Here is a 17432-nt window from a genome sequence, read left to right on the forward strand (position 1 = left end):
GTTGGCGACCTCGGCGCTGTACTGGTCGAGGGCACCGCCGGTCAGCTGGCCGATCCGTGAGGCCCGGCGACGACCCAGATCCTGGACGGTGGTGATCCCCGGGGTCGTCACGGTGATGGTCTCAGCCACGCAGCACCCCCTCGAACCGGGACCATTCGTGGGCCGCGATGGCATGGAACCGAAACGTGTCGCCGGGCCGGAAGGCAGACAGCGGCTCGGTCGTCGGGTCGACCATGGTGCGCGGGGTTCGACCTATGACGGGCCATCCGCCGGGCGCGGGCCGTGCCGAAACGACAGCCTGTCGACCGGCCACTGCCACGGCTCCGGCGGGTACATGCGGGCGCGGGACGACACGTCGGGGTACCGGCCGTGGGAAGGCGGGACCGTCGAGCATCGGCGCCCCGCCCGGAGATCCGAAGCAGCGCATGGTGAGTGGTGACGATCCGTGCACGCGGATCACCTCGGCCGGGGACAGCCCCAACTGGTCGGCCACGTCGTCGAGATCCGGACCGTACTCGCCGCCGTAGACCACGGGGATATCGAAATGCCGGGCCGGGCGTGGTTTCGGTGCTACCGACTCTCGTACGAGATTCGCGAGCAGCTGTCGAATATTGTCGTGAGTGCTTGCCGCGCAGTCGAATTCGATGAGCACGGCGTCGTAGGTCGGAATGACGCCGGTAATCGCGAAGCGGTCCGCATCGGTGTCGATCGCGGCCGCGATCGCGTGCACAGCGCGCCAGCATTCCTCTCGGTCGGCACCCTGCGCGGTGACGCGTACGGCGGAATCACCGCAGGCCGCGACCTGGAAGGCGACTCCCGCTATGCCGGACATGGTTCGTTTTCCTTACCGGCACGATCCGCGAGTACCTCGGGCAGTGGGACGATGTGCACACCCGCCGCAATGAGCGCGGTCCGGATCGCCCGTGCATTGCGCACTGCGTCTGCGTTGTCGCCGTGCAAAAGCAGTGTGTTCGGACGGACGGAAAGGCTTGTGCCGTCGACGGATTCGATGATCTCCTCGGTCACCATGCGCACCGCGCGGCGGGCGAGGACCTCGGGGTCGTGAATGACCGCACCCGGCTCGGATCGCGGGACGAGGGTGCCGTCTGCCCGATAAGCGCGATCCACGATGCCGACGATGCCGACGCGAATCCCCTGTGCGCGGGCGTGGTCGGCGAGTTCGCCGTCCTGGGCGAGCACGATCAGGTTCGGATCGAACGACCCGACGGCATCGACCACGGCGGCGGCGTAGTCGGCGCGGGTCGCCACCAGGTTGCCCAGGCGGCCGTGCGGTGTCACATGCGACACCGTGGTGCCGTGCGCGACGGCGAAGGCGTGCAGCGCGCCGAGTTGGTACAGGACATCGGTGCGCACCTCGTCGGCGGAGAGGTCCATGGCCCGCCGGCCGAAGCCGACCAGATCCGGGAAGCTGGGGTGCGCGCCGATACCGATGCCGCGGGCAACGCACTGACGGACCGTCCGGTCCATGGTCTGCGGATCGCCCGCGTGGAAGCCGCAGGCGATATTGGCGGAGGTGAGGACGTCGAGCAGTGCGTTGTCATCGCCCATCGTCCACGCCCCGAAACTCTCACCGATATCGGCGACGAGATCGATATTCCAAGCCATGGATGCCTCCGCGGGGTGGGAAACTGCGAGCACCGTATGAGTGAACGTGCGGTGTGAAAAGGACGCTACGCAGGTTCGCCCTGGCGCGGGTAATACCGGTTTCGGGTGAGGCGATAACGAACCTCTATGGTGTCTGAGCAGCGACTATGCGGCGGGCTCATAATGTCGGCCGTGAATTCGGTACCGCCGCGTTTCCACAGAGCAACAATACGGAAATCATCGCGTGCGACGACGTTGCTGCGAGAAAGGTGGATCGACGACGTGGATACCCGACGCTTGTTTTCGTTCGTGCGCATCGTGGATGCCGGCAGTATCACCCGGGCCGCGGATATCCTGCACATCGCCCAGCCCGCGCTGAGCCAGCAGATGACGGCCCTGGAGGCCCAGTTCGGTCAGCAGCTGCTGATCCGGCACAAACAAGGCGTCGAGCCCACCGATGCCGGCCGGGCGCTGTACCGGCACGCGCAGATCATCCTGCGTCAGGTGCAGAGCGCACAGGCTGAGGTGAGTGTGGTCGGCCGCGAACTGGCGGGCGGTGTTTCCGTCGGGCTGGCGCCCTACAGCACGGTCAACGCGATCGCTCTGCCATTGCTGACCGCGGTGCGTGAGCGATATCCGAGCATCCTGCTGCACATCAACGAGAACTTCGGCGGCGTGCTCAGCGAGGCGATGATGACCGGCCGGATGGATATGGCGCTGCTGTACGACGCCGGGCCGATCAAGGGGGTGACCTTCGAGCGATTGCTCACCGAAGAACTGATGGTCGTCGCACCGACGGGGACCGGGCTCCCCGGTACGACCGGTTCCGCGGTCTCCATCGCGCAGTTGAAGGGCCTGCCGCTGCTGCTGCCCGGCCCGATGCACACGATCCGGAAGGTCGTGGAGCAGGCATACGATCACGCGCTCGAACACGCGCATGTCGTGGGGGAGGTCGAGTCGGTGGCGCTGATGGCGCAGGCAGTGCGAAATGGCTTGGGCGCCACCGTTTTACCGTTGTCGGTGGCCCGTCGGATCATGACCGTCGAGAATCTGGAATTGCGCCGCATCGAACCGGCGATCACGGTCCAGGTGTCGCTTGGCACTCCGACCAATCAGCCGCTGTCCAAACCGGCGGAGGCCGTGCGCGAGATATTGCGCGCCGTCGTCGCCAACTATGTCAGGAACAGTGCGGGGCGTACGGCTCAATAACCGCGTCGGATGTCGATGGTCGCGAGCAGCGGCTGTCCGGCGGCGAACCGTTCGACGTTCGCCGCGACATGATCGGCGAGCACCGCGGTGAGGCCCGTCGCGGGATTGGCGACATGCGGGGTGACGATGGCGTTGGGCAGCGTCCAGAGGGGATGGCCCGCCGGAAGTGGTTCGGGTTCGGTCACATCCAGGGCGGCGCCGCCGATCGATCCGTCCTCGAGTGCGCGTACCAGTGCGCCGGTGTCGATGAGCGAGCCACGAGCCACATTCACGATCCAGGCGGTCGACTTCATACTCGCGAGAGCGTCCGCATCCACGAGGTGTGCGGTGTCCGGTGTCGCCGGTGCGGCGAGTACGAAATGATCTGCCCGCGACCAGATTTCGGTTGTCCGATCTGCGGCGACCGTCTCGGCGGCGCCGGGCACCGGAGCGCCCGACCGGGTGACTGCCAGTACCTGTGCACCGAATGCGGTGAGCAAGGGGATCATGGCGCGGCCGATGCCGCCACAGCCGACGATTGCCACGGTCGAGCCGTACAGCGTCCCGACCCGTGGGTCGAAATCCGACTTGCGCCAGGATGTCGCGCGTACCTGCTCGGCGAGGACCCGTACACCGGCGAGCAGCAGCAGGACGCCGTGCTCGGCGACATTGCGCGCGTAGGCGCCGGCCGCTGAGGTCCAGACGCGAGTCTCATCGATGATCCCGGCGGAGATCCAGGGTTCGACGCCGGCGGAGGGCAACTGCACCCAGCGCACTGCGTCGGGCAGCCGGTCGGGGAAGGTGGCCGGTCCCTGCGTCCACACCACCGCGTCCGCGTCGGCGAGTGGAACGAGAATGCCGCCGCCTTGCTCGATCCCCTTGGCGAGGGCGGAGTCGGAATCGGGACCGAGATGGATTCGGGGACGGCTGATATTCGGCACGGTTGCCTTTCGAGCTGGAAGTGGATCAGACGACGGCGGTCAAACCGCCATCGACATACAGGATCTGGCCGTTGACGAAATCCGATGCGGGCGAGACGAGAAACAGCAGCGCACCGACCAATTCCTCGGTACGTCCCCAGCGTCCGGCCGGTGTGCGCTTGGTGAGCCAGGCGCTGAAATCGGCGTCATTCACCAGCGCGGACGTCAACTCGGTATCGAAGTAGCCGGGCGCGATCGCATTGACCTGCAGTCCCAGTGGAGCCCAATCCGCGCACATGCCGCGGGTGAGCATCTTCAGCCCGCCCTTGCTCGCCGCATACGGTGCGATACCCGCCCGGCCCAATTCGCTTTGCACCGAACAGATATTGACGATCTTGCCGCGGCCACGTTCGACCATCGCGCGGGCGAATTCGCGCCCCACACAGAATGCGCTGAAGAGATTGGTATCGAGTACGCGACGGAAATCTGCGTCGGAGAATTCGAGCAGCGGGCTGCGATGCTGGACTCCGGTGTTGTTCACGACGATATCCACCGGACCGATCTCGTCTTCGACGTGCTGCGCCGCGGCGGTCACCTGCGCGGAGTCCGTCGCATCGAATGCGCAAACGTGGACTACCGCGCCGGTCTTGTCTGCGATCTCGTCCCGGCTGCGGGCGAGTCTCGCCGCGTCACGGCCATTGAGGACTACCGTCGCTCCCGTCTCGGCGAGTCCGGTTGCCAGCGCATATCCGATACCGCGGCTCGAGCCGGTGACGAGGGCGATCTTGCCCTCGATATCGAAACTCCGATGCGCACTCACCACGCCACCGCCCGGTCCCGCGCGAAATCGACCACCGACCGCGCGATCTCGTCCGGCCCCGCCCCGACATCCAATACGACCCCGAACTCATCCGGCTCGAGGGGCTCGAGCAATGCGAGTTGAGAATCGAGTAGGACTGGCCGCATGAAATGCCCGCGGCGTGCCGCCATCCGCGACCGAATAGTAGTAGGCGCGCCGTCGAGGTGCACGAAAGCGACTGGCGCAGTGACATTTCGGAGCACATTCCGATACCGACGGCGCAGCGCGGAACATGCCACCACGCCGGCACTTCGTGTGCCCATCCAGTCGCGTACAGCCTCGAGCCATGGTGCCCGGTCCGCGTCGGTAAGTGGGATACCCGCGGCCATCTTCGCGACATTCGATGGGGAATGCAGATCATCGGCATCCAGGAACTCGCCGCCCGTCATCCCGGCAACCTGCCGCGCGATCGTCGATTTCCCGCAACCCGTCACGCCCATCACCACAATGTGTGGTCGCCGATCGCCGCCCATGAATATTCCCGTCCGCCGGTGTCCAGATACGCAGATCGACCATGCCCGAATCCACCGCATCAGGGCAATGATCAGGCGATACCGGTTCTGGAGGACGTCATAACGAAAGGCGAGGGCTGAACGCCGAACCGCACCGACGGCCGCGAGGCCGTCGGTGCGGCGAGGCTCGTTATCCGCAGTGGACTCCGAATTCTTCCCAGAGGTCGTCCTTGATGCGGCCGCCCCAGTCGATGCACTTGCCTTCGGCTTCGACCTTCGCGTACGCGTAGTCGGAGAAGACGCGGTCGTCGTTTATGACAACCTGGGAGTGGTCTTTCGACTGACGCACGGCGGCGCCCATCGAGATCGGCTCGCCCGGCTTGTCCCGCACGGTGACTACGCAGTTGGTCCTGCCGTCGTAGGTGAGAAAGACTGTGCCGCCCTTCAACTCGTGTGAGTCGATCACCTTGAAGCCTGCACCACACTGGCCGTCGTATGTCGCCGCGGACGCAGTGGCTGGGAGGAATACCGCCATCCCGGCGGTGATCCCGATGGCGGCCGCACACACGGCGATCGGCTTCTTGGCGTTGATCAAGGTCGAACCCTTTCCTCTTTCACGTGAGATCTAGCGTTCGACTTCTTACCCTGCACGCTCGGCACCCAAACTCGGGCACCATCGCTGCTGCCACGCGGAACATGCGGCGGCAGTTGATAACCGGGTATTCGCGGCCTTCCGGATCTGGGAACCTTGCACCACCTCCGGAGCCGATCGGTCCGTGCGGACCTGCAAGTCACACCCGGACGGCGACGGGTTCCGCGGTGATGGTGGGCTCGGAGAAGTCCGGGGTCCGGCGGGTCGGGATGGTCGCCGAGATCGCGGCGCCGAGTACGGCGACGCCACAGCCGATCAGCAGGGCGACGCGGAATCCGCTTTCGGTCGGGATGGCGTGCCCGCCCATCGAGACGGTCATCTGGGCGAGTACCGCGCCGATCACAGCGGCTGCGGCGGAGGTGCCGACCGAGCGCATCAGGGTGTTGAAGCTGTTGGCGGCGGCGGTTTCCGATACCGGGACCGCACCCATGATCAGGGCGGGCATGGCGCCGTAGGCGAAACCGGTTCCCGCACTGATGATCACGGTCACGGCCAACATGCCCCAGGTGGAACCCATCAGTGCCATGGCGGAGGCATAGCCGAACGCGATGATCAGGCATCCGGTGACCAGGGTGAACTTGGGACCGCGGGCGGCGGAGAGCTTGGCGCCCACCGGCGAGATCAGCATCATGACGACACCCGCCGGCGCCATCCACAGTCCCATCGCCATCATCGACTGGCCGAGGCCGTAACCGGTGGCAGTGGGCAGTTGCAGCAGTTGCGGCATGACCAGCGACTGGGAGTACATGGCGATACCGACGACGACCGAGGCCGCATTGGTCAGCAGCACTTGCGGCCGTGCGGTCACGCGCAGATCGACCAGCGGCGCAACGATGCGCAGCTCCCACCAACCCCAGACCAACAGCGAGACCACCGCGGCGACGAACAACCCGAGGATGCCGGCACTGGTCCAGCCCCAGGCGGCGCCCTTGGAGATGGCGAGCAGCAGTGATACGAGTCCGGCGCCGAGGCCGATCGCCCCGAGTGCGTCGAAACGTCCGGCGGCGCCGCTGTTCGGGGTATCCGGAATGATCGCGAAGATCAGTACACCGACCAGCGCGGCAAGCGCGGCCGAGCCCCAGAACAGCACCCGCCAGTTGCTGTATTCGACAATGGCCGCGGACAGCGGAAGGCCCATGGCGGCGCCGATACCCAGCGACGAACTGATCAGTGCGATGGCCGCGCCCAACCGCTCCGGCGGCAGCAGATCACGCAGCGCGCTGATGCCCAGCGGAATGATGCCGACGCCGGCGCCCTGCAGGCCGCGGCCGATGATCATCGGCACGATCGAGGTCGCGACGGCGCAGACGAGTGAACCGGCGACCAGCGGCACGATCGAGGCGAGCAGGATCTTCCGCTTGCCGTAGAGGTCGCCGAGTCGTCCGGCGACCGGAGTGATCACGGCGCCGACGAGCAGGGTGATCGTGACCACCCAGGTGGCGTTGGACGAGGTGGTGTGCAGCAGTTGTGGCAGCTCACCGAGCAGCGGCATAACGAGTGTCGCCATGAGCGAGGCGACGATGCCCGCGGTGGCCAGCACGGCGAGAACGCCGCCTGGCCGGGTAGCGGGGGCTGGAGTATTCACGCGCGTCTCCGAATCGGTCGAAATCAGGGGAAGTATGTTGAGCGCATGTGATGTGCGCTGTGCACACTGTATGGCATATACATGTCATGTGCTAGATGCACATGATGTGTGTGACGCACATCGCGTGGTATACCTGGTGCTACGGAAATCCAGGCGCAGGTCGGCGCGGATCGGCAGAAGGACCCGAAATGGACAAAATCCTCGACAAGATCGAGTTCGAGACCATGCTGTTCGGCCGGTACAGCCTCGCCTCCCGGCAACTCGGCGGGCGTCGACTCGATCGCAACACGTATACGTTGCTCAACCGGCTGCGGGTGGAGGGCCCGATGACGCTCGGGCAGCTGAGCGAGGCGGTGGGTCAGGATGTGTCGACGCTGAACCGGCGGACCGCGGCCATGGTGCGCGACGGTTTGGTGGAACGGATCCCGGATCCGGATGGCGGCATGGCCCGCAAATTCCGCATTACCGCCGAAGGCGAGCGGCAACTCGACCGCGAACGCGACGAATCGCTGCAAACCTTGGCGACGATCCTCGCGGACTGGTCACCGCAGGATGCGGCCGACTTCGCCGATTATCTGCAGCGTTTCAATATCGATATCGAGCGCTATCTCGGCCGCCCCTGGCCGCGCCCGTAGTCGTCAGAACGCGGTGCCGATGTCCTGGGTGACCAGGTGGTCGAGAGCTCGCTCCGCGACGGCGGCGATCGTCATCGACGGATTGCAGGCCGCGGCATTGCCCGGCAGGAGCGCGCCGTCGACCACATAGAGACCGCGCTGACCCAGGACCCGGCCGTCGAGATCGCAGACCGATCCCATGCTCGCGCCGCCGAGGGCGTGCCAGGTGGACGGGAACAGCGCGTTGGTGTCGACCAAAATGCTTGTCGGGCCGGCGATTCGGCGCACGGCCGGATCGATGTGATTGTTCTGGATACTCGCGTCGCCGTTCTTCGGCCACTGCAAAATCGCATCGTCGGTCGCGGAATCGTAGACGAACCGGCCGCGGTCCGCGCTGACGCCGTATCCGACCAGCATGGTGCTCTTGGGGTCCATCTGCATCGGCGGAATGGAGGCCTGGATGACGGTGAACGCGGCCTGCGGATCGTCCCAGTTCTTACTTCCGTAGACCACGGGACCGCCCTGTGCCGCACCGAAATCGGAGATGGGGTCGGTCCAGACGTAGATCCGGTCGGCATTGGTGCCCCACTGCTGACCCAGCCCATCGGGCAGGTCCGGAATCTTCCCCTTCGCCCCGGCGCGCACCAGCAGCTTGGTGGTGTTCAGACTGCCCGCCGACAGCACCAGGGCATTGGCCGTGATGATCTTGTTTTCCAGGACATTGCCGGAGGTGTCGAGCCGTTCGACGTACACGACCCAGCGGCCGTCGGTGCCGCGTTCGACATCGGTGACCTGGTGCAGCGTCTGCACCTCCACCCGTCCGGTCGCCTCGGCCGCGGCGATGTAGGTGACATCGACCGAATGCTTACCGCCGTTGTTCACACCCATCGCGCCGTCGCCGTTGGTGTACGACGGTTTCATCTCACCGCGCAGCTCGGCGAGTGCGTAGTTCCAGTCGATGGGCATCGGAATCTTCGACAGCGGCAGTCCGGCCTGGCGCACGTGGTCACCGAATACGCGTGCGGCCGTGTAGTTCCGGTTCGCGATCAACTCGTCAGGCGCCACCGCGAGGCCGAGCATGCGCGCCACCCTCGGGTAGTGCACCCGATCCATGGTCGTCCAGTCGAGTTCCTCGGGCAGATTCGCATCGAATACCGGCTGCGTGGGCTGTAGCGACATGCCCTGGTAGATCAGCGAGCCGCCGCCGAGGCCCGCGGCGCACAGGGCGGTCATATTCGTTCCGGGCACCGCCTCGACCAGGCCGGTATACGGTTCGAAAGCCAGTGGTGCACCGAATAATGTCGGGCTGGACCGGTACCAGAGCACCCGCTTGTCGAGCGCCGAGGCGCGCGGAAAGGTCTCCGAATTCGGCCCGGTCGGCCAGCGCATCCCACGTTCGAGCAGTAGCACCGGGACGCCGGCCTCGGCCAAACGCAGTGCGGTTACCCCGCCGCCGAATCCGGATCCGACCACCACGACCCGGCGTTCCTCCCGGGTGAGCGGGACGCTGTTGACCCGTGCGGCGATGCCGTGCTTCGGGTTGGTGGTTCGTGAGCCGAGTATGGTGACGCCGGCCGCCGCGGTGGCGGTCAACAGGGCCCGGCGGGTGATCACCGACATGCTCTTCCTCACTTACATAACCGGACGGTCTTGTCCGGTTTGCTCGACAGTTTGCTGGAGACTGTCGGTCGAGTCAAGCGGTAGCGTTGAGCAGGTGACTGCGTCGCGCCGACAGAATTTGGGACCCAAAGCCGCCGCTGGAAACCGGGCGGCTCTGATTCGGGCGGCTCGAACTGTATTCGCGGAGAACGGTTTCGACGCACCGCTGAGTTTGATCGCGCGCGCGGCAGGTGTCGGACAGGGGGTGCTGTACCGGCATTTTCCGACCAGGGAGAGCATGGCGCTGGCGGTATTCGAGGAGAATATCGTTGAGCTGGAAGTACTTGCCGCCGATCCGGCGACCACGGTCGGGGATGTGCTGGCCCTCATCGTCGATCAACTGAATGCGTCCGCGGCCTTCATCGCCATGATCTATCCGTCGAACACCGAGGACGAGCAGTTGCTCGGCGCTGCATGGCGGCTACTCGGCCTCATCGCCCAGAAGCTCGACGACCCGCGCCAGCGTGGCGATATTCGTGCCGATGTCACGGCAATGGACGTCGTATTGGCGGTGGCGATGCTGGCGGCCCTGCTGGCGAAGACGGCCCCGGAATCCAGGCAGGCCACATCCCGGCAAGCGTGGGCGATATTGGAGCGTGGGTTGCGCGCGTGATCTGCGGGTACGGTCTCCAGCATGGGCAAGGCGATAGTTGAGCTGTCTCATCCGATCTCGGATGGCATGCTCACCTATCCAGGCCTGCCTGGACCGCGAGTCACCACACACATTGCACGTGACCGGTCGGCACTGATCGATATGACCTACGAAATCGCGCGCGTGGATACCGTCGGCCATGCGGGGACGTATATCGACGCGCCGTTCCACTTCCATGCCGACGGCGCCGATATCGCCGAGCTGCCGCTGGAACGGCTGTTCAACGTGCCGATCGTGATCATCCGTGCGGCGGGAACGCGCGTAGTCGGACCGGATGTGCTCGGCGACCCGGCACAGCTATGGGGCAAGGCGGTGCTCGTGCACACCGGATGGTCGGCCCGATGGGGTTCGTCCGGGTATCGAGGCCCCGGGCATCCGTTCTTGGTCGGCGAGGTTGCGGATGCGCTGGTCGCCGCCAATGTGGCACTGGTCGGCATCGACTCGCTGGATATCGATGACACGTCCCTGCCGACGCGGCCGTGCCACCACACGCTGCTCGGGGCGGGAATCCCGATCATCGAGCAGCTGACGAACCTGGACGCGGTCCCCGACACCGGTGCGCGGCTGATCGCACTCCCGGCGCCGGTACGTGGGATGGGCTCGTTTCCGCTACGCGCGGTCGCCTGGACCGATTCCTCAGTATTTGGGTGAGGTCGGCGGCTGGTATGCCGGATCGACCAGGCGCATGCCCGCGATGTCATCGCGATTGTGCCACTGCGGCAAGGCTTTCCAACGATGATGGAGGCGCTCGAGTGCGTCTGTATCGAGTTGGATGCCGAGGCCGGGTGCATCGGGGACGGTGACGGCTCCCCCTTCGAAGACGATGGTTTCGGCGATCACATCTTCGGGTTGCCACGGGTAATGGGTGTCGCAGGCGTAGGTCAACTCGGGGACGGTGGCGGCCACATGGGTCATTGCCGCCAGGCTGATTCCGAGGTGGGTATTGGAGTGCATCGAAACGCCTTTGCCGTAGGCGTGGCAGACGGCGGCCAGATCGCGGGTGGCGAATAGTCCGCCCCAGAAGTGATGGTCGGACAGCACGATCTGGACGGCATCGAGATCGAAGGCGGGACGGACCTCCTCGATCGAGGTGACGATCATATTGGTGGCCAACGGCATTCCGGTGCGACGATGCACTTCCGCCATATCCTCGCGGCGGGCGGTCGGGTCTTCCAGATATTCGACGACACCCGAAAGTTGTTCGGCAACAGTCGTTGCGCTGCTCAGCGACCAACCGCCGTTGGGATCCAGCCGCAGCGGATGATCCGGAAATGCCTTGGCCAGTGCCTCGATCGCGGCGACTTCCTCCTCGGGCGGGAATACGCCGCCCTTGAGTTTGAACGAGCGGAATCCGCCATGGGCGGCGAACTTCTCGGCCAAACGGACGACGCCGTCGGGATCGATGACCTCGCCCCAGTCGTCGGTCGGTGCGTCGGGGAACGGATGGTCGGCCCACTTGTAGAACAGATAGCCCGAATAGTCGACCCGGTCGCGGACCTTGCCGCCGAGCAAGGCATGCACCGGCAGACCGAGCTCGCGACCGTGGGCGTCGAGTGCGGCCGATTCGAACGCCGATATCACACTGAGTCGGACCTTGTCGGTGGTGAGGGTGCCGCGCAGTCCGCCCGCGACCGGGTTCTCGATCAGCACCTCCCCGGTGGTGTTCGCGCCGAGCAGGCGGATGGCGTTGATCGCGGCGACCGGCATGCCGATCAACTGTGGGGCGAGGTCGGCCGCGCGCTCGAGGTAGACGCGGTCGCCATAGGTTTCGCCGAGACCGCAAGCGCCGCTATCGGTTTCGATCTCGACGATCAGGCGCGGGGTATACGGCTGGTGCACGCCACCGACATTGAGCAGGGGAGCGTCGGCGATGAGGATCGGGGTCAGTCGAACATCGGTGATAACGGGGGACATATCAGTCTCGCTTTCCATCGACGCGGCGCGGCAGCCGCCACGGGTTGGCCTCGCGCAGGGCAGGTGGGAGCAGTTGATCCGGGAAGCCCTGCCAGGCGATCGGCCGCAGGAAGCGGGTGATCGCGGCGGTGCCCACCGAGGTGGTGGTCGGGGCAGTGGTGGCCGGGTATGGGCCGCCGTGCTGTTGGGCCCAGCTGACGGTGACACCGGTGGGCCAGTCGTTCCACAGCAGTCGGCCCGCGAGTGCGGTGAGGGCGGGCAGGAGGGGGCGCACATCGTCGATCTCGGAGTCCTCCGCAACGATCGTCGCGGTGAGTCCGGGCTCGAGCTCGTGCAGAACCTGTTGCAAATCAATGAGATTCGCATATTCGACGACCAGCGCCGCCGGGCCGAAGCATTCCGCCTGCAGGGCCGCACCGCCTGACAGGAAATCGGTGGCGCGCACGCTCAGCAAGGTCGGTGCGAGCAGCTCGTCGGGTGCCGAAAGGGCAGTGACTGCGGAGTTTTCGCGCAGGGTGGTGACGCGCGATCGGAAGCCGTTGGCGATGTGCTCGTTGAGTAGCGGCCGTTGTGGCACGGCCGCGACCGCGGTGGTCAGCGCATCGGCGAGTCCGTGCTCCGAAGGCAGCAGCAGCACACCGGGTTTGGTGCAGAATTGTCCGGCACCGAGGGTGAACGATCCGACGAAACCCTCGACGATCTGTTGTCCGCGCGCGCGAATCGCGCCGGGGAGTACCACTACCGGATTGACGCTGCCGAGTTCGCCGTAGAACGGGATCGGACGCGGTCGTGACGATGCGATATCGAACAGCGCCCGGCCACCCGCCAGTGAACCGGTGAACGATGCGGCGGCGATATCTGGATGGCGCAAAGCGGTAGTGCCCGCTTCGACACCGTGGATGACCGCGAAGGTGCCTCCCGGTGCCCCGGCCGCTGTCAATGCTTCGCGCACAATCGCGCCGGTCCGATCGGACAGTCGCGGGTGACCCGGATGTGCTTTGAGGACAACGGGACAGCCCGCGGCAAGTGCCGAGGCGGTATCGCCACCCGCGACACTGAACGCGAACGGAAAGTTGCTCGCGGCGAAAACGAGCGTGGGGCCGATCGGTACGAGGCTGCGCCGGATATCGGGTCGCGGTCCCATCGGCCAGCTCGGATCGGCGTGATCCACGGTGGCGGCGAGGAATTCTCCATCGGCGAGCACATCGGCGAACAGTCGCAACTGAAAGGTGGTGCGGGTCAATTCGCCACGCAGGCGGGGTGTTTCGGGCAGCTGGGTCTCGGCCGCGGCGAGCGGTACGAGTTCATCGGCGGCGGCATCCATGGCATCGGCGATATGGGTGAGCCACTGTGCGCGTTCGGTGGGTGTGGTGTCGGCGAGGCGGCCTGCGGCGTCGGTCGCAGCGGCGATGATCCGCGCAAGTTCGTCGAGGTCGGTGTCCATGAAATCCTCCCGGAGGTTGTGGGTGGTGCTGTTCATGCGATCGTGTCGACCAGTGCGGTCAGTTCGGCGAGCTCGGGCGCGGTGAGATCGGTCAGGGGCGGCCGTACCGGCCCGGCCGGGTGACCGATGGCGGTCAGCCCGGCCTTGACGATCGACACCGCATAACCGGGAGCACGGTCACGGATATCGAGATAGGGGATGACGAAGTCGCGCAACCGCCGGTAGACCTCGTCGCGGTCATGGGCCCGCACGGCCCGGTAGAAGTCGAGTGCGAACTCCGGCACGAAGTTGAAGATCGCGGAAGAGTATGTGGTGACGCCCATTTCGGTATAGGGCAGCGCGAAGGTCTCCGCGGTCGGTAGCCCGCCGATATAGGTGAGCCGGTCGCCGAGCCGGGCATAGATGCGGGTCATCGTCTCGACATTGCCGACACCGTCTTTGAACCCGACCAGATTCGGGCAACGCTCGGCCATCCTGGCCAAGGTCACGTCATTGCATGTCGCGTTGGCGCGGCTGTAGAAGATGACACCGAGCGAGGTGGCGGCGCAGATGGCCGCGACATGCTCGACCAGCCCGTCCGGGCCGGCCTCGGTGAGATACGGCGGCATGAGCAGAATGCCTTCGGCGCCAGCGGCTTCGGCGGCGCGGGCCTGTTCTATCGCCACGGCAGTGCCCGCGGTGGCCGGTGCGACAACCGGGATCCGGCCACCGGTCTCGGTGACCGCGGCGCGCACCACCTGATCGATTTCGGGTGGTGTCAGCGAGAAACCCTCACCTGTACCGCCCGCGGCGAACAGACCCGCCACCTCGTATTGGGACAGCCAGGCAATGTGTTTGCGGTAGGCGGCCTCGTCGAAGGCCAGCTCCGCATCGAAATGCGTGACGGGGAAGGACAATAGCCCGCGGCCAAGTGCCGGGCCCAGCTCGTCGGCGGACAGATGGGACATGTGGTTCCTCTCATGGAGCGGGCGGCAGCGAATCGAGCAGTTCGATGACTCGGTGCAGCGCCGGATTGGCGCAGTCGCGCCGCCAGACCGCGTGCAGGACGACGGGATCCTCGACACCGATGAGCGGCCGGAACCGCACGCCGTCGGGATGCAGGTGGGTGGAGGTTTCCGGTACCAGGGCCAAACCGCGTCCGGCGGCCACCAGCGCGAGCATGGTGTGCACCTGGGTGAGTTCATGGGTGGCGGTGTAGGGCACGGCGGCGAGGATGCCGGAGACGAGATCGGCGAAATAGCGGGCCGGGCCCGGCGCGTACACCAGCAGCGTCTCACCGCCCAGTTCCTCGATCGCGATCGGACCGTCCCCGGCCAGCTTGTGCTGTTCCGGGACCGCCAGCATCAAGCCTTCGGAATGCACCAGTCGCGAATCGAATTCGGTGCGGTCGAACGGCGGGCGGGCCAGCGCGAGATCGAGGCTGCCGCTACGCAGGTTCTCGAACTGGTCGGAACTCACCATCTCACGCAGCACGATCTCGACGCGGTCGAGTCCGGCTTCGATGTGATTGAGGAATCGGCCGAGGAAGCCGAAGCCCGACGCCGCGGTGAAGCCGATCCGCACCGTGCCCGCCCCGCCGGCGGCTACCAAGCGGGCGGTGCCGGGCGCTGCGCCTGCCAGGGCCAGGAGACGACGCGCCTCGGTCAGGAAGACCTCCCCGGCCGGGGTCAGTTGGACCTGCCGCTGGGTGCGGTCGAAGAGTTCCACGCCGATATCGCGTTCGAGCTTCTGGATCTGGCGGCTCAGCGGCGGCTGCGTCATCCGCAAGCGTTCGGCCGCCCGCCGGAAATTACCCTCCTCGGCCACCGTGACGAAGCCGCGGACCTGCTCCAGCGACAGCATCGACATCGTTCTCCTCCTGCGTTGTGGCGTGCACTCCGCCTGGCCCGCAGATTGCGCTCTCCGCAGGCTATGACGCGCTACTGATACTCGTCCAACGCCAATTCGGCATCAACCGATACCTTGAAGGTATTCATTGGCGGGCGACGATCTCGACCCAGTTGGGGTCGCGGCCGACACCGAGTTGTTGTCGTGGGGTGAGCGCGCCGGTCGCGGGATCGATGGCGTAGCTGGTGACGGCATGGGATTTCTGCCCCGCGACCACCAGGAACCGCCCGCTCGGATCGATGGCGAATCCGCGCGGCTGGGTCTCGGTGGGCGTGTGCCCGAGCGGATCGAGCAGCCCGGTTGCCGAGTCGATACGAAATCCCGTGATCGTGCTCGAAGTCCGTTCGGCCACATAGAGATAGCGGCCATCGGGCGTGCTGCACAGCTCCGAAGTCCAGGGTGGCCCGTCCGCTTCCGGCGGCAGCACCGATGCCGAGGCGATGAGAGTGAGCGTGCCCGTATCGGATTCGAAGCGGTAACTGTTCACCGTGCCGTCCAGCTCATTCGCCACGAAGGCGAACGAGCCGGACGGATGGAACAGGATATGACGCGGACCAGCGCCGGCTGCGGTCTCGACCCACGGCGGCTCATTCGGTGTGAGCCGCCCGGTTTCGGCATCGAAACGGTACTGCAGAATCACATCACCGCCGAGCGCTGCCGCGAACAGATACCGGTTCGACGGATCGGTGAGTATCGAATGCGCGTGCGGCGGTGTCGATTCCACCGCGATCGGTGGTCCGACGCCGCCATCGGATGCGATCGGATTGACGGCGATCTTGTCACCCGAATACGACGCGCTGAGCAGAAAACGCCCGCTTCGATCCGTCGCGAGATATGCCATATTGTCCGGCAACGGCGTGGTCGACAGTGGTGTCAACCGCCCCGATGCCGGATCTCTGGCGAATGCCGCCACCGCGAACGGTGCCGAGCGCAGTGATGCGTAGAGATACCGGCGGTCCGGACTCATCGCCAAGGGCATCACCGCGCCGTCTACCGGCCGCGATTCGATGAGCGTCAGCGCACCGTCGTCGTCGAGTCGCAGCACGGAGATTTCGCGACTGTCGGCATTCGATACATAAACCACGCTCATGCGGATTTGCCGCTGACCCGAGCCCGCAGCTCCAACTCGATCTGCTCCAGACTGCGACCATTGGTCTCCGGCACGAACCGCTGCACCAGCATGAACATCACCACGCTGACCCCGGCGAAGATCCAGGCCGAATAGCCCAGGCCGAGATGATCGTTCATCACCGGGAACAGGAAGGTGATGGCGAAGGTCGAACTCCACAGCACGACACTGCCGACGCCCATGCCGACACCGCGCACCCGCAGCGGGAAGATCTCCGCCATCATCACCCACACCACCGCGCCCCAACCCAATTCGTAACCCGCGAGATAGACATTGAGCAGGATCAGCGTGGTGAGGCCGGTAACGGTGTGATTGTGCACGCCGAGCACGATGGCGCCGAGCAGGAACAGGGACGAGGCCATACACACATTGCCGAGCAGCAGCAAAGGCTTTCGGCCCCAACGGTCCACGACGAAGATCACCCAGGCCGTGAATGCCACCTTGATCGCCCCGAGCACAATGGAGGCCAGCAGTGATGTCGAATTTCCGAAGCCGAGATCCTTGAACATGGTCGGCGCGTACACATTCACGGCATTGACGCCCGAGAACTGTTGTCCGACAGCCAGAATAAGCGCCACCACCAAAGCGGGCCGCGCCCACGGTGCCAACAGATCGCGCAGCCGCCCCTTCTGCTGCTCATCCAACCGAATGACCGAGCGAATACTGCTGATCTCGGATTCGATCTCATCGGCCCGGTGGGTACCCGCCAGCACGGCCCGCGCTTCCTCCTCGCGCCCGGCATGGACCAGCCACCGCGGCGTCTCCGGCAGCACCGACATGCCCGCCAACAGCGCAGCAGCGGGAATCGCCGCGACCGCGAACATCATGCGCCAGTTACCGCTGCCGGACAGGGCCCAGTCCACGATGTAGGC

18 protein-coding genes are annotated in these 17432 nt (G+C 65.7%); 4 read left to right on the forward strand and 14 right to left on the reverse strand.

Features of this window, described 5'->3' with window-relative positions; all coding sequences use genetic code 11:
• Positions 1 to 121: 121 nt before the first annotated feature.
• Positions 122 to 832 (reverse strand): 5-oxoprolinase subunit B family protein, encoded by a 711-nt coding sequence (locus ON44_RS35060; protein ID WP_040698666.1) that lies wholly within the window; start codon positions 830 to 832, stop codon positions 122 to 124.
• Positions 820 to 1626 carry a LamB/YcsF family protein gene (locus ON44_RS35065; protein ID WP_040698668.1) on the reverse strand — a complete coding sequence of 269 codons (807 nt, stop codon included), beginning with the start codon at positions 1624 to 1626 and terminating at the stop codon, positions 820 to 822. The genes ON44_RS35060 and ON44_RS35065 overlap by 13 nt, the downstream gene beginning before the upstream one ends.
• A 276-nt stretch (positions 1627 to 1902) precedes the next feature.
• Between ON44_RS35065 and nac the strand changes: the two genes are divergently transcribed.
• On the forward strand, positions 1903 to 2814 hold the full coding sequence (gene nac / locus ON44_RS35070; protein WP_040698683.1) for a nitrogen assimilation transcriptional regulator NAC: 912 nt from the start codon (positions 1903 to 1905) through the stop codon (positions 2812 to 2814).
• Here the strand turns inward: nac and ON44_RS35075 are convergent.
• The 5 genes from ON44_RS35075 to ON44_RS35095 all read right to left on the reverse strand — a co-directional run bounded on the left by ON44_RS35075 (position 2808) and on the right by ON44_RS35095 (position 7261).
• Positions 2808 to 3734: a D-isomer specific 2-hydroxyacid dehydrogenase family protein gene (locus tag ON44_RS35075; protein ID WP_083898322.1), complete on the reverse strand. Its 927-nt coding sequence runs from the start codon at positions 3732 to 3734 to the stop codon at positions 2808 to 2810. The genes nac and ON44_RS35075 overlap by 7 nt on opposite strands.
• 25 nt (positions 3735 to 3759) lie before the next feature.
• Entirely contained in the window at positions 3760 to 4533 is a 774-nt protein-coding gene (locus ON44_RS35080; RefSeq protein WP_040698687.1) for a glucose 1-dehydrogenase, read from the reverse strand.
• The gene (locus ON44_RS35085) at positions 4530 to 5045 is read right to left on the reverse strand and encodes a gluconokinase (RefSeq protein ID WP_040698670.1); all 516 of its coding nucleotides are present in this window, start codon (positions 5043 to 5045) and stop codon (positions 4530 to 4532) included. The genes ON44_RS35080 and ON44_RS35085 overlap by 4 nt, the downstream gene beginning before the upstream one ends.
• 169 nt (positions 5046 to 5214) lie before the next feature.
• The gene (locus tag ON44_RS35090) at positions 5215 to 5619 is read right to left on the reverse strand and encodes a hypothetical protein (protein WP_083898323.1); all 405 of its coding nucleotides are present in this window, start codon (positions 5617 to 5619) and stop codon (positions 5215 to 5217) included.
• Positions 5620 to 5815: 196 nt separating this feature from the next.
• The gene (locus ON44_RS35095) at positions 5816 to 7261 is read right to left on the reverse strand and encodes an MFS transporter (RefSeq protein ID WP_040698672.1); all 1446 of its coding nucleotides are present in this window, start codon (positions 7259 to 7261) and stop codon (positions 5816 to 5818) included.
• 188 nt (positions 7262 to 7449) lie between these two features.
• Between ON44_RS35095 and ON44_RS35100 the strand changes: the two genes are divergently transcribed.
• Positions 7450 to 7896 (forward strand): MarR family winged helix-turn-helix transcriptional regulator, encoded by a 447-nt coding sequence (locus ON44_RS35100; protein WP_040698673.1) that lies wholly within the window; start codon positions 7450 to 7452, stop codon positions 7894 to 7896.
• Positions 7897 to 7899: 3 nt separating this feature from the next.
• Here ON44_RS35100 and ON44_RS35105 read toward each other — a convergent pair whose 3' ends face one another.
• On the reverse strand, positions 7900 to 9495 hold the full coding sequence (locus tag ON44_RS35105) for a GMC oxidoreductase (protein ID WP_040698674.1): 1596 nt from the start codon (positions 9493 to 9495) through the stop codon (positions 7900 to 7902).
• A gap of 94 nt (positions 9496 to 9589) precedes the next feature.
• On the opposite strand from ON44_RS35105, the gene ON44_RS35110 reads away from it, so the two are divergent.
• Both ON44_RS35110 and ON44_RS35115 read left to right on the forward strand, forming a co-directional pair.
• A complete protein-coding gene (locus tag ON44_RS35110; protein WP_040698676.1) occupies positions 9590 to 10147 on the forward strand; it encodes a TetR family transcriptional regulator in 558 nt (185 codons plus the stop codon).
• Positions 10148 to 10168: 21 nt separating this feature from the next.
• Entirely contained in the window at positions 10169 to 10837 is a 669-nt protein-coding gene (locus tag ON44_RS35115) for a cyclase family protein (protein WP_040698677.1), read from the forward strand.
• On the opposite strand, the gene ON44_RS35120 is transcribed toward ON44_RS35115, so the two are convergent.
• From ON44_RS35120 to ON44_RS35145, 6 genes are all read right to left on the reverse strand, one after another.
• Positions 10823 to 12100: a glucarate dehydratase family protein gene (locus tag ON44_RS35120; RefSeq protein ID WP_040698679.1), complete on the reverse strand. Its 1278-nt coding sequence runs from the start codon at positions 12098 to 12100 to the stop codon at positions 10823 to 10825. The two genes, ON44_RS35115 and ON44_RS35120, sit on opposite strands and share 15 nt — an antisense overlap.
• 1 nt (position 12101) lies before the next feature.
• Positions 12102 to 13580 (reverse strand): aldehyde dehydrogenase (NADP(+)), encoded by a 1479-nt coding sequence (locus tag ON44_RS35125; RefSeq protein WP_083898324.1) that lies wholly within the window; start codon positions 13578 to 13580, stop codon positions 12102 to 12104.
• Positions 13577 to 14491, reverse strand: coding sequence for a 5-dehydro-4-deoxyglucarate dehydratase (kdgD, locus tag ON44_RS35130; RefSeq protein ID WP_040698680.1), 915 nt, complete (start codon positions 14489 to 14491; stop codon positions 13577 to 13579). Before kdgD ends, ON44_RS35125 begins: the two co-directional genes overlap by 4 nt.
• Positions 14492 to 14501: 10 nt before the next feature.
• The gene (locus tag ON44_RS35135) at positions 14502 to 15392 is read right to left on the reverse strand and encodes a LysR family transcriptional regulator (RefSeq protein WP_306306533.1); all 891 of its coding nucleotides are present in this window, start codon (positions 15390 to 15392) and stop codon (positions 14502 to 14504) included.
• Positions 15393 to 15516: 124 nt separating this feature from the next.
• Positions 15517 to 16521 (reverse strand): lactonase family protein, encoded by a 1005-nt coding sequence (locus ON44_RS35140; protein ID WP_040698682.1) that lies wholly within the window; start codon positions 16519 to 16521, stop codon positions 15517 to 15519.
• On the reverse strand, positions 16518 to 17432 hold a 915-nt coding region (locus ON44_RS35145), incomplete at its 5' end, for a sugar porter family MFS transporter (RefSeq protein ID WP_040698690.1). The genes ON44_RS35140 and ON44_RS35145, both read right to left, overlap by 4 nt.

The sequence above is a fragment of the Nocardia vinacea NBRC 16497 genome (assembly GCF_000308835.1).
GTDB lineage: Bacteria > Actinomycetota > Actinomycetes > Mycobacteriales > Mycobacteriaceae > Nocardia > Nocardia vinacea.